Annotated in this window: 8 protein-coding genes; all 8 read left to right on the forward strand. The window is 70.2% G+C overall.

What is annotated here, in order from left to right; translation table 11 throughout:
* Window positions 1-556 precede the first annotated feature (556 nt).
* Entirely contained in the window at window positions 557-2,941 is a 2,385-nt protein-coding gene (locus J7E89_RS27335) for a DEAD/DEAH box helicase (RefSeq protein WP_214977109.1), read from the forward strand.
* 64 nt (window positions 2,942-3,005) lie between these two features.
* Window positions 3,006-5,105, forward strand: a complete 2,100-nt coding sequence (locus J7E89_RS27340; RefSeq protein WP_214977110.1) for a helix-turn-helix transcriptional regulator — start codon at window positions 3,006-3,008, stop codon at window positions 5,103-5,105.
* 4 nt (window positions 5,106-5,109) lie between these two features.
* The gene (locus tag J7E89_RS27345; RefSeq protein ID WP_214977111.1) at window positions 5,110-5,667 is read left to right on the forward strand and encodes an XRE family transcriptional regulator; all 558 of its coding nucleotides are present in this window, start codon (window positions 5,110-5,112) and stop codon (window positions 5,665-5,667) included.
* Window positions 5,668-5,878: 211 nt separating this feature from the next.
* Window positions 5,879-7,009: a TniQ family protein gene (locus J7E89_RS27350; RefSeq protein ID WP_308315621.1), complete on the forward strand. Its 1,131-nt coding sequence runs from the start codon at window positions 5,879-5,881 to the stop codon at window positions 7,007-7,009.
* Window positions 7,010-7,316: 307 nt separating this feature from the next.
* Window positions 7,317-8,027, forward strand: a complete 711-nt coding sequence (locus J7E89_RS27355) for a TnsA-like heteromeric transposase endonuclease subunit (protein WP_308315622.1) — start codon at window positions 7,317-7,319, stop codon at window positions 8,025-8,027.
* Window positions 8,024-10,276 carry a DDE-type integrase/transposase/recombinase gene (locus J7E89_RS27360; protein WP_214977112.1) on the forward strand — a complete coding sequence of 751 codons (2,253 nt, stop codon included), beginning with the start codon at window positions 8,024-8,026 and terminating at the stop codon, window positions 10,274-10,276. Before J7E89_RS27355 ends, J7E89_RS27360 begins: the two co-directional genes overlap by 4 nt.
* Window positions 10,270-11,298 carry a TniB family NTP-binding protein gene (locus J7E89_RS27365; RefSeq protein ID WP_214977113.1) on the forward strand — a complete coding sequence of 343 codons (1,029 nt, stop codon included), beginning with the start codon at window positions 10,270-10,272 and terminating at the stop codon, window positions 11,296-11,298. Before J7E89_RS27360 ends, J7E89_RS27365 begins: the two co-directional genes overlap by 7 nt.
* A 99-nt stretch (window positions 11,299-11,397) precedes the next feature.
* Window positions 11,398-12,910, forward strand: a 1,513-nt coding sequence (locus tag J7E89_RS27370) for a Helicase associated domain protein (RefSeq protein WP_214977114.1), incomplete at its 3' end; no start/stop codon positions are given.

Consider the following 12,910-nt stretch of genomic DNA (forward strand, 5'->3'; position numbering starts at 1 on the left):
GAGCGGGATATGCAGCGCTGGCGCGCTGCATAGGGAACGGCTCCGCTGACGCTCCGCCAGATTCCCGCGCAAGCGCGGTAATCGAATTCCGCAAGCGGAATTCTGAGTACGTGTCAATTCGCGCAAGCGCGATTTTAGGGAATCCCGCAAGCGGGATTCCTGGGGCTGGCAGTAGGGGGTGGGTGCATCACGCGTGGGACTGTGTAGGGCTTGGGATTCCCAGCTACCACCCCTGCAACGGATGTGACGGACCATCGGTCTGACGGGGTGCCGGCCTCACGGTAGTGAGGGGTTCCGCTGCGCTCCACCCTGAAGCCCTCCCCCATCGTCTGACTGTCCCGGCACGTTTACCAACGCCCTGCCAGCATACAGGGAAACCAGGCTTTCGTGGGTGAGATTGAGTCATGTGCCACCCTCGTGGGCGAAGTTGGTGTGCGGGTGATGCATCACGAGTCTTGACTGTGTAGAGTCTGGGATCAGACGTTACACCCCAACCTTGCGCCTGGATTCCATTTGTTATTACGCGCTGCATTCCGCGAAAAGGAGAGCACGGGGCATGGCCGTGAAGTTGCGTGATCACCAGATCGAGGCCGTTGCTGCCATTGTTCGGGGTCTTGATGTTCCGCCGGGTGGTATTCCCTGGAATGGTCTTCGTGGGCAGGTGCACGCGGCGTGTGGGACGGGGAAGACGATTATCGCGGCGGCGTCGGCGAAGCGGCTTGTGCCCAGGGGGCGTGTGCTCGTGTTGGTGCCGACGCTGGATCTGCTGGCGCAGACGGTGAGGGCGTGGCACGAGGCCGGGCACAGGGGGCCGGCGGTTGCGGTGTGTTCGCTTCAGGACGATCCGGAGTTGTGGTCGTTGAAGGTGCGCTCCACGACGAACCCGATCCAGTTGGCGCTGTGGCACGGGCAGGGGTCGGTCACCATCTACGCCACCTACGCGTCTCTGGGTGTTCTGGCGGAGGCTTTCGAGGGTGTCTACGGTCAGAAGCTTGATCGAGTAGACCTCGCGGTGGTTGATGAGGCCCACAGGACAAGTGGCTCGATGGGTAAGGCGTGGGCCGACATCCACGACCAGACCGTCATCCCGGCCTCCCGGCGGCTGTACCTGACGGCCACACCGCGGATCTGGGAGGAGCGGCTCAACCGGGAAGTCGCCGAAGGGGTGCGAGATCCGCTGCCGCGGGAGATGGCGGCGTCCATGGATGACGAGAAGGTCTTCGGGCCCGTCCTGTACAAGCTCTCGCTCGCCTCTGCCGTCTCCCGGGGCCTGTTGGCGCGGTATCAGATCATCGTGCTGGAGCTGAAGGACCCGGTCGTCACCCCGGAGAAGCTGATGGGCGAGGAGCGGCACACGGAAGAGGTGCGGGGGCAGCGGCTCGGGGCCTTGCAGGCCGCGTTGCTGCACACGATGGCGCAGCACGACCTGTCGACGTGCATCACCTTCCACCACCGGACGATCGAGGCTCAGGCGTACGCGGAAGGACTGGAGCGCGTCGCGGCCAAACTGCACGCCGACCAGCCCGAGACGTACCCGAAGCGGATCTGGGCCAACTGGCTGTGCGGCGAGCACGTCCCCGAACGCCGGCGGGAGGTCCTCGGCTCGTTCGGGTCGACGGCGCAGCGGGCCGTGCTCTCGAACTGTCGTGTCCTGGGCGAGGGCGTCGACATCAGAGCCGTGGATTCAGTTGCCCTGTTGGACCCCAAGGGCGCGCCGCACGACATCGTCCAGGCCATCGGCCGGGCACTCCGACAGAAGCCCGGACAGGGCAAACTCGCCTCCCTGATCGTGCCCGTCTTCCTCCAGCCCGGAGAAAATCCGGAAGACATGTTCACCTCCGGCTCCTACCGGCCCCTGGTGAAAGTCCTGGAAGGGCTGCGGGCCCACGATGAAGAAGCCGTCGAACTGCTCGCCATCCCGCAGGAGCCGCAGAAAGACGTCGCGCAACCGTCCGTGAACATCGGCGTCGCACCAGAAGACGGCGAGGAAGAATCACGGTTGCTGCTCCGTTTTGCCGCCCCCCGGGATCCGGTGATGGTCGCGGACTGGGTCTCCTTCAACGTGATCGACACCGAACGCCAGGACTGGGCCCGCGGCTGGGCGAAGCTGAAGACGTACGTCGAGCGGGTCGGGAACGCGAGGGTGCCCTACGGACACCGCGAGGGCGCGACACCGCTTGGGCAATGGGTCGCGGAACAACGACGCGCCTACGCAGCCGGGCAGATGACCGGCCAGCGCGCCCTACGGCTCGAACAGCTCGGCATGGTCTGGTCGCCAGCCGATGAACGCTTCCAGGAGAACCTCGACGCCGTGAAGGCGTACTACGCGGACCACTGGACCCTCTGTGCTCCGAGGTCCGCCGTGGCCCTGGACAGGTCGGTGGGGCAGTGGTTGAGCAACCTGCGCCGCGCGGGTGCGCTGGAGGGTCACCCGGAGTGGGAGACCGCGCTCAGGGAGATCGACGAGGACTGGAACCCGGCGTGGCCGGCGGAGTGGCAGCGGCACTACGCCGCGCTGCGCGAGCTGGTGGCCGAGGAAGAGGGCCAGGCAGAGGTGCTGCCCGGGTTCACGGTCCACGCGATGGACATCGGGAAGTGGTTGGCCCGGCAGCGCAAGGCCGAGGTCTGGCAGGCCCTTCACGACGGGCAGCGCGAGCGCCTGGAGCAGCTCGGCATCACACCCCTAGCCCCGGCCCCGGAGGCACCCGCGAAGCCGACCACGGCGCCCGTGAGCGCCTTCGAGAAGGGCGTTGCGGCCCTCGCGCAATACAAGGCACGCGAAGGCTCTGTGACCGTCCCCAGGAGCCACGTAGAGCGACTGGAGGACGGGACCGAGGTCCGGCTTGGAGTTTGGATCATGAACCAGAAGACCCGTAGGAGGAAGCTCACTCCCGACAGACTCGCCGCGCTCGCCACGCTGGGGCTGGAATGGGCGCGGTAGGGTTAAGAAGTGGGATAAGTTTTTGGCTAAGAAGCCTCGGGTTCTGACGTGAAGGTGCAGGGAAATGGCATCTGAGGAAGAGCTGTTCGCGTCCGTTGACGCTCTGTTGAACGAGGAGCCGTACTTGCCGCCTCCGGCGGAGCGTGCCCGGCTGCGTGAGGCCGCCGGTATCACTCAGGCCCGTCTCGCCACCGCGTTGAAGACGACGACCCAGTCGGTGAAGAACTGGGAGAACGGCCGCAGCGAGCCGAAGTCGCCGCGCCTGGACGCCTACCAGCGGCTGCTGAACGGGTGGGCGGCGAAGTACCCCGCCCCCGGCGCCGTCTCGGCTGCCGCGACGGTGCCAGCTGCGTCCGCCGCACCGGCCGCGTCCAAGCTGGAGACGACAAACGCCCCTCAGCCTGTCGACGTTCCAGGTGCGGGACCGGCGCGTCCCGTCATCCTGGCTGGCGCGACATCGCGGCGTCCGGCCCCTCAAAAGGCTGCGAAGCCAGCAGCCGATCCGCGGTTCCCGCATGGCCCGCTCGCTGTGCTCGACGGTGACGGCTGCGCGTACGGCACAGGCGGCATCGTGCTCGACTGCCCGGCGACAAGCGTGGTGGAGCTGGTGGAGTGGACGCTCAGGGAATCCGGGCTCGGTGCGCCGCGTCTGCACCGCAACGGCAAAGACAGCGACCCGCTGATCGTGCTCACCGCCGCGGCCGCCGTGAAGCTCGGACTGCCCGAGCGCCTGGAGGGCCATGAGCAGCGCCGCTCCCTGCGCCTTGCGGAGGATCACCCCGTGGTCAAGCAGGTGGTGAAGGCGAAATGGCGGCTCACCCAGCGCGGGTTCGGGCCGTGGGCAAGGATCTACCGCAAGGTCCAGGGGCGCGAGCGGCAGTGCGTGCAGCTGGCGATCCTGTCGTGGGACGCCCTCGATGAGCGGTCCTGGCCCGGCGTTGCACAGATGGAGCCGGCCGACGTCGCCCGCGTCCTCGGCATCTACGCCCAGCGGGTCATCACCCCGCGAGGGTCGACGGCCGTGTCCGGGCTGGAGCTGATGACGGCGCTGCGGCCGCCCACCCGCGCGGTGCAGGACCCGCAGACGGGGAACTGGGTGCCCGGCCACAACCCCGGCTCGCTGGGCACGGAGCCGATGGACCCGGCGCCGCCGGAGGCCACCGCCGAACACCCCGTCGTCGTCGACAGCGGCTGGAGCGGCGGGTTCCTGAACGAGGAGGCGTACCAGTGGGTGCGCGACGTCAGCCTGCTGACGGATGAGGAGTGCACGCTGCCGTACGCGGTCGGCCTGGATCTGAACACCGCCTTCCTCGCCGCCGCGGCTCGCCTGGTCGTCGGGCTGTCGGAGCCCGACCACTTCCACGCCCCGACGTTCAACCCGAAGATTCCCGGCTCCTGGCTGGTCGATCTGTCCCACGTCGAGGGGGACCCGCGCCTGCCCTCGCCGTTCACGCCGGACGGCACCCGGCCGACGGGTCCGGCCTGGTACCAGACGCACACCGTCGCCTACGCCCAGGAGCTCGGCTACAACGTCGCTCCGCTGGAGGCGTACCTGCGCCGCGAGACCGGCGCCTACCTGGACCCGTGGCACGACCGATTGAAGAACGCCTACGTCGACACCCTCGCCGACCTCGGCGTCACCCGGGACCTGGACGAGCGCGCCTTCCTCGCCGCGATGGAGCGGCACAAGGACGTCTACCCGGCGATGGCGGCTGTCCTCGCCGCGATCAAGGCCACCGTCAAGGGCGGTGTCGGCAAGCTGCGCGAGCGCCCGCAGGGCAAGAAGTACAAGGAGGGCGAGCGGTGGCCGGCCCTTCAGCGGCCGACCTGGCGCCCCGACATCCGCGCCGCCGTCATCTCCAAGGCCCGCATCAACATGCACCGCAAACTGCGCAACATGGCCACGATGACGGGCCTGTACCCGCTCGCCGTACTCTCCGACTGCGTCGTCTATCCCTCGCCGGGGGAGAGCCCGCTGGACTTCCTGCCGTACGCCGCCTCCGGCAAGCCGCAGCCCGGCGGGTTCCGCCTCGGGCCCACGCCGGGTCTGGCAAAGCTGGAGGGCGTCCAGTCGATGCTCTGGGCGGTCGACCTCATGGAACAGGGCCACAACCCCGCCCGCCACATCAAGGGCGGCGACGCCGTCCTCGACGAAGGAGAGTAGAGCCGTGGGGGAGATCGACGACGCCATCGAACGCGCCGACCGGGAAGCGTTCACTCGCCAGCCGCCCAAGACCCTCCAGGCCCGCATCAGCTTCCTGATGAAGCAGCTCAAGACGACCAAGGCCGTCGCGGCGGAGCTCGGGGTCAGCCAACGGTCGGTGGAGCGCTATCGCAAGGGCGAACGCAAGCACCCGCCCAAGGCGATCGCGGACCGGATCGACGACGCGGTACGGCAGCGGTGGCAGCCGCAGGTCCGCAAGCGCCGCCAGAAGCAGGCCGCCACCACGCGCGGCATCACGGTGGAGACACGGGCCCGGTTCGGGTACACCGCGCCCATCGGCACGACCGACGACGGGCGCTTCCGGCGCCTGACCGTGCATCTCCCCCCGGCGTACGCGCAGCGCCTGTTCGACGCCCGCAACACCGGTGCCAGCGACCAGCAGATGCGGGGGATCATCGCCGAAGGATTCAAAGAGATCTACTTCCAGGACGGCGGAGCCCGCGCCACAGGACTCTCCGACGTCACCCTCAACGACATCGACTACCTCGACCTCGACTACTGACCTGACGCTGGCCGCAGGCCCAGCACCTGCTTTGTGACTCAGCGGTGGGCGAGGGCGGCAAGTTGGGCGGTGACCTTAGCCTTGTGCAGTCGGCCCTCGGAACCCGGCCAGCCCGCCGGACGCGAGCCACCCAGGCAGGGGCCGCGGGCTGGCTGTGAGGCGTGTGGGGCTGGCACTGAGCAGGAGCAGGAAACGGCATCGGGGGTGTGGTGTGGCAGCGGGGGTGTTGCGGACCGTGCCGCTGGCCGGGGAGCTGACCGCATCGTTGATCAGCCGTGTGGCGGCCCGCTACGGTCTCCCGACCGCCGGTGTGCTGCGGCTGTGGACATGCCGCAACTCCCCCGCCCGGCACGACGGCGGCGGTGCGCGGGCGGACGCGGAGGTCGTCCTCAACGGGGCCGGGCGGCGGGTGCTCGCCGAGCTGTGCAGGGTGGAGCCCAAGGTACTGGCGCGCGCTTTGCCTGCCTTCACCATGGACGACCCCAAGATCAGCACCGGTCGGGAGGCCGGGGTGGCACAGGCACGGTGGCGGGCGGCGGGCACGGTGGCGGGTCCGGCCGCGTTCGGCTGCCGGCTGTGCACCGCGCGGCGCACCGGACAGGCACTGCGGGCGGTGCGCTACCTGCCACGCTGGCATCGGGTCTGCCTTAGGCACGGACGCTGGCTGCTGGACGCGGACGCCGACCAGCCGCTGGAACACCTCGATGTGCGCGGCGTTGCGGAGGTGGTGGCCGCGCAGCGGCGGTGGCCGGGCGTGGCGCGGCGTGCGGTGCGGGCCGGGGCGGAGCCGGAGCAGGCGTTCGCGGTGGCGCATGCGGTGGTGGCCCGCTGGTGGGAGCAGGCCCTGTCCTGGGAGCAGGAGGAGATCTGGCCGCGCCGTCTGCATCAGCTGGCGGGCGGCAGCGTGGGGTCACGGCTTGCGTGGTGGCGGATCGTGGGCCGGGACGCGGCGATCTTCCCGGAGGTGGTGGCCGTGGCGCAGGCGCTGCTGGAGCCCGGCCAGTTGCGCGTCATGGCGGCAGAAGCCCAGTCGGGCGGCTCGGGGACCCGGTGGCGGGCCACCGTTCCTGCCGAACAACGGTTCCGGATCACGCAGTTGGTCGACGAGGCGCGCGAACAGCTGGTGGAGTTGCGCGGCGTGCACAGCGGCACCACCGCCGAGGTGGCCCGCACCCTGCTGGAGCACCTCAGCCACAGTGCCGATCTGATCGACCAGGCCCTCGTGCATACCGCCGCCGCAGCCGTCGCCTCCGGGGTGACGCTGGAGGAGGTGGCTCAGTGGTCCCGTCTGCCCGCCGAGGAGCTGGCCGCGGTGTTCGCCCTGGGTGAGGGCGAGGACTGACACAACGGCCTGCAATGGAAACGTGAAAGTGCGGGACTCTGCACTGACACCGGTGCCCGGGCGCGGCACCCTGGGTGCCGCGTGCAGCCCAACATCCGGTGGTTGGACAGATGTTGCGGTTACCGGCCGGTTCTCCTGCGCGGCAGGTCAGGCATGGCGTTGTGTGGAGTACGTGATCATCGACAGCAGCCAGGAGGCCGCATCGTCCGCGGTGCCCGGGGCCGGGTGCCGCATCCCCGAGCCGCACAGTACGGGTGGTGCTGTTCGACGCGAAGAAGCTGCGGCTGTAGATGCCAGCCTGATCGATGTGCGCTTTCGAGACCCTCTGGGGTGCTCGCGGCAGGTCCCGTGGCTTGAGGCTGCTCAGGACGTCGCCTTCGAGGAGAGTCCTGCGGTACGGCCTTTCCCCGTCCGGCCCGGGCGGCGTGTGGCTCCGGGCTGGTGGTGGTCGTGGACGACCGGGCGGCTGGTGGCGTACGGGTCCGGTGTCATGCGGACTCAGCTCATGCTGCTGGACCGGGATCCGGCGGTGGTGGCGCTGGCCTGCCGGCCGGTGGAACTGGTGTGGCCTGAGGAAAGCAGGGTCGTCGGTCATGCACCGCAGCTGATGGCCAGGCTTCAGGACGGCAGCGGCCTGTTGCTCGACTGCGCCGGACGCAGCGGACCCTCTGCCCGGCTGGCGGCGCGGGCACGGGTTGTGGCGGCTGCCGCCAAGGCAGCGGGCTGGTCCTACCGGCTCGCGGAGCCGCCGGATCCGGTGCTGGTGGCCAACGTGCGGTGGCTGGCGGGTTACCGGCATCCCCGGTACGCCGCAGGGCCGTGGATGCCGGCTCTGCTGGAGGTGTTCGCCAGTCCGCGGTCGGCGGTGGAGGCGGTGTATGAGCTGGGGGATCCGATCGCCGTGTGGCCTGCGGTCTTTCACGCGCTGTGGAGCGGTGTGCTGCGGGTGCGGCTGGACGAACCGCTGCACGAGCGTGTCGTCGTCTCGGTCGCGCGGCAGGAGGCCGAAGCGGCGTGACGCAGGCGGTTGTCGAGGTCGGGGCGCGCCTTCGCTACGACGGACGGGTATGGACGCTCGCCGTGCTGGAAGGCGCCCGGGCCACGCTGGTGACCGACGAGGGCGCCTTGGCGGTGGTGCTGCTGCCCTACCTGTTCGCCGATCCGTCCTTCGAGGTGGAAGGCGGACCGGCGCCGGGGAGGGTGCCGCCGTTCGGCCTGCTGGAGGCACTGCCGGTCGAGGTGCGGGAGCGGGCTCTGGCGTGGCAGCGGCATGTGCGGGAGGTGGAGACCGGCTTTCCTGACGCGGTCGGGCAGGGCGCCCCGCGTGAGCAGTTCGATCCGGCGACACGGAGCCTGGCGCAGCGGGAGCGGGCGAAGGCCGAGGAGTTGACGGCGGCAGGCTGGGCGGCGAGTACGGCGACGGTGCGCCGGATGCGGGCGCGCTACCGCAGCGAGGGCTTGTGGGGGCTGGTGGACGGCCGGGCGGTGCGGGAGCGATCGGCCCTGGGGCGGGCCGATGAGCGGGTGGTCGCGGCAGTCAGGAAGGTGCTGGAGGGACAGCGGGAGCGGTCGACGGGCACGCTGGTGCGGCTGCGCCGCCGGGTGGGGTGGCTGCTGGAGGAGGAGTACGGCGCCGGGGCGGTGGCCCTGCCGCCGGCGTCGACGTTCAACCGGCTGGTGCACGCGGTGGCCGACGGACAGGGGCTGCTGGGGACAGCCACACAGCGGCGGTGGCATGCGTCGCGGCCGGCACCTCCCTTCACGCCGACGGTGGCCCTGCGGCCGGGTGAGCTGGTGATGCTGGACAGCACGCCGCTGGATGTACTGGCGGTCCTGGACGACGGTGTGACCGGCCGTCTTGAACTGGGTATCGCGCTGGACGTGGCGACGCGCAGCATCTGCGCGGCGGTGGTGCGTCCGGTGGGCACGACGTCGGTGGACGCGGCGATGCTGCTGGCGCAGTTGGTGGTGCCGACGGCGATGCGGCCGGGCTGGGATGCGGCACTGTCCATGCAGCGGTCGGTCATCCCCTACGAGCGGCTGATCGCGTTGGACGCGCGGCTGGAGCAGGCTGCCGCCCGGCCGGTGATCATGCCGGAGACAGTGGTCGTGGACCAGGGCCGGGTGTATGTGTCGGCGTCGTTCGTCTCGGCGTGCGAGAGCCTGGGGGTGTCGGTGCAGCCGGTGCCGCCGGCGAACGGCCCGGCGAAGGGGAACGTGGAGCGGACCTTCCGCGCGATTGCCGACGGGTTCAGCCAGTACCTGCCGGGCCACACCGGCTCGGACGTCTCCCAGCGGGGCGCGGCCGCGGAGCAGGATGCCTGCTGGAGCCTGACGCAGCTGCAGGAACTGCTGGACGAATGGGTCATCTGCGGGTGGCAGGAGCGCCGGCACGAGGCGCTGCGGCACCCGATGATGCCGCGGGTCGCCGTCTCCCCGAACGAGATGTGGGCGGCTTTGGTGGCGGTGACCGGGCATGTACCGGTGCCCTTGTCCGCCGACGACTACGTCGAGCTGCTGCCTCTGCGGTGGCAGGCGATCAACGACTACGGCATCCGCTTCGGCTACCGCACCTACGACCACCCCGGCCTGAACCCCCACCGGCGCCGCCGCTCACCGCGGGCGGACAAGAACGGCCGCTGGGAGGTCCACCACAACCCCTACGACCCGAACCGGGTGTGGGTGCGCCTGCCCGAGGGATGGCTCGAGGTGCCGTGGGTCCACGCGGGGGCGGTGAAGCGCCCGTTCACCGCGTTCACATTCGACCACGTCCGCCGCACCGTGGAACGCCGGCATGGCCGTGAAGAGCACGAGGCGGCGATCGCCCAGGCACTCGATGCGCTGCTGCGCCGTGCCGGCCAGGGACTGGGCAGCAGGCGAGAGCGGACGGTAGCCGCCCGGGCCCAGGCGGCCGCGCAGATGACCGATCCCTCCCCCGCCACCACCCCGCAGCAGTGGCCTGCGCCTCTCGCGCCGGGGGCCTCGTTCGGGCTGCCCGGTTCCTTCACCGTCCCGCTTCAGGATGCCGACGGCTGGGACACCGACGACAGCCTGGACGACATCGAGGACAACCAGGACGACGAGGACTACCTTCTCGCCGCCCTCGCCGACGGCCAGGACACCGCGGCAGGCCACGCGGATGAGGCCGAAGCATCCGGGCCGACGGCCGAAACGACCCAGGACCAGGCCGCTGAGCAGACGCTGGACGCCGCCGGGGCGGGCGGCATGCGCATCTACGACCCGTACCAGGAGGCCCAGGCATGGTGACAGCGGCCCAGCCCGCCACCACGAGCACTTTCAGTCCGCTGACCACGTGGGACGGGTGGCAGCAGTTCGTCGACACGCCCCACGCCCCGGCACGGGACGCCGACGACCAGGAGTGGACGCTGGAGCAGCGGGAGGACTACCACGCACGGTTCGTGGTGCTGAAAACCCCCGCCATGGACACCATCTCCACCGCGGTACGCCGTCTGCTGCTGCTCAACCGCGGCCAGCAGGGCGGAGCCAGGCGCGGCCTGATCATCTCCGGGCCGGCGACCACCGGGAAGACCACCGCGATGCAGCAGCTCGGGCGCACCGTCGAACTCGCCGACCGGCGCCGTCACCCGAACCAGGACGGGCGGCTGCCGGTCTTGTTCATCACCGTGCCGCCGTCCTCCACCCCGAAGATGCTCATCAGCGAGTTCGCCCGCTTCCTCGGCCTGCCGATGCTGGAGCGGATGAACCAGATCCAGATCACCAACGCCGTGTGCGAGTTGCTGTGCGAGATGGGCACCCAGCTGGTCCTGGTCGACGACGTGCACCTGATGGACACCCGCAGCCGGGCCGGTGCCGAGACCTCCGACCAGCTGAAGTACCTCGGCGAGCGGATCCCGGCGACGTTCGTCTACTCCGGCATCGACGTCGAATCCTCGCCGCTGCTGACCGGCGTGCGCGGCTCCCAGCTCGCCGGCCGCTTCAAAATCGTGCGCAACCAGCCGCTGCGCTACGGCAGCCCGGCCGACAAGCAGATCTGGCACGACCTGGTGCACGGCATGGACAGCTCCCTGCGGCTGCGCCATCACCGGCCGGGCACGCTGGTCACGCATGCCGCCTACCTGCACGCCCGCACCGGCGGCCGCATGGGCAGCCTCTCCCACCTCGTCCGGGAAGCCGCCCTCGTGTCCCTGCTGGACGGCACCGAGAAGATCACCAAGAAACTGCTCGGACAGATCGAGCTCGACACCGCCGCCGAACAACGGGCCCGGGCACCGCACCGCCGCCGGATGCCCTCGCAACGCCAGCCCTGACCTGCGGCGTCCGCCTCAACCGTCCGTCCCAATCCCCTGTTTGGCCACTGCTCGGATGCCGGTACATCCGAGCCCGCCAGGAACGGCCTCTGCGCCCTCATGCACGACTTTCCTCCACCACAGCCGCAGCGGCCGCGTAGGGCTGCGCCGCGTCCGGGGCCGGTACGACTCGCGCCGCTGCAGGGCGAAACGAACCTGTCGTACCTGGACCGGCTGGCCGACCGCTACCGGCTCGGCGTCAGAGACCTCATCCCCGCCCTCCTCCAGATCGGCGGAGGCCTGTTCAAGGGCTACCGCACGGACGGCGAGGTCTACCTCAACGCCGAAGCCCGCGCCCGCATCTCCGCGTTCAGCCGCATGCCCGAGGAGATCCTTCAGCGGGCCCTGCCCGCCTGGACCGCACAAGAGCCCGTCTCGCCCGCCGGGGCGGGTGCAGCCGGGCGGTTCCGCTTCGGGAGCGTAGTGCCCGCCGCGGGGGAAGGCTGCCGGCTGTGCACGGCCGCACGCACCGGACATACCAAGCCCGCCCGGGTGTATCTGCAACCGCACACCCGCATCTGCCCACGCCACCGGCGCTGGATGCTCGGAACCCACTGGATCGACGGCGCACCGGTCGACACCGAGCAGGTGGACCTGGGGGGACTGGCGGAGGTGGTCGCGGCGCACCGGCGGCATCTGGATCTGCTGCGCCATCGGCCGGACGCCGTTCGTGCGTTCGAGGTCGCGCATGCAGTGGTCGTCTCCTGGTGGGCGCAGCAGTGGCCCGAAGAAGAGCAGTGGCCTCGCCGGGTACGCCAACTCACGCCCCAGGGGGCCGATCCCGGCTGGTGGCGGCTGCTGGCCAGGGACGCGGTTACCTACCCCGAGACCGTCGCCCTCACCTCAGTCCTCACCGACGCACGCACCAGGCAACGGCTGCTCGCCGACACCGGCGGACATCTGCCCCACACGCTCGCTCACGTGCCTGGTCTGGTCGGCGAACTGGCGCGGGTCACGGGGCGGCCGTGGCTCGTTGAGCGGATCGCCTCGACCTCGGCCGGCCCTTTGCTGCTCTGGGCGCAGCACTGCGTACGGGCCGACGCTGACGCAGCCGTCGCCGCCCGCCCGTGGACGCTGCACATGGCGCACCGGCCTCGCCCCATCGCCCGCGAACTCACCGCCTACCGCGACACCACACAGCAGCCAGAGAAGTCCGCAGGCGGTAGACGGCTGCACCTGGGGCTCCGGCACACCTCGGACCAGGCGTTCACCACCGGCCTGGCCCACGCCCGTGCCTACGCCGCAGTACACGGCCACCTTGCCGCCCCGATCCACAGCCGCTTCAACGGCTTTGCCCTGGGCACGTGGCTGAAGAATCACCGGAAGTTTGCCGCGATGCCGCCCGAACACGTCGCCGCGCTGGAGGAGCTGGATCCGTGGTGGCGGCCGCCGTGGACGGTGATGTGGCAGCGCTTCTACTACCAAGCCCACGACCACGTCCGCGCCCGCGGGCCCTTGCGGCCCGAACACGGCTTCCCCACCACCAGCTTCGGCCTGGGCGAATGGCTGTACAACCAGTGCACCGGCTACGACGACCTGCACCCCGCACAACTGAACCGTTCCGGGTTCGGTA

Origin of the sequence: Streptomyces sp. ISL-100, from assembly GCF_018614615.1 — a bacterium.
GTDB lineage: Bacteria > Actinomycetota > Actinomycetes > Streptomycetales > Streptomycetaceae > Streptomyces.

Excerpts from the sequence above, each read along its gene's own strand:
- J7E89_RS27335 (WP_214977109.1), top strand. The coding sequence starts at position 557 with ATGGCCGTGAAGTTGCGTGATCACCAGATCGAGGCCGTTGCTGCCATT.
- J7E89_RS27340 (WP_214977110.1), top strand. The coding sequence starts at position 3,006 with ATGGCATCTGAGGAAGAGCTGTTCGCGTCCGTTGACGCTCTGTTGAAC.
- J7E89_RS27365 (WP_214977113.1), top strand. The coding sequence starts at position 10,270 with ATGGTGACAGCGGCCCAGCCCGCCACCACGAGCACTTTCAGTCCGCTG.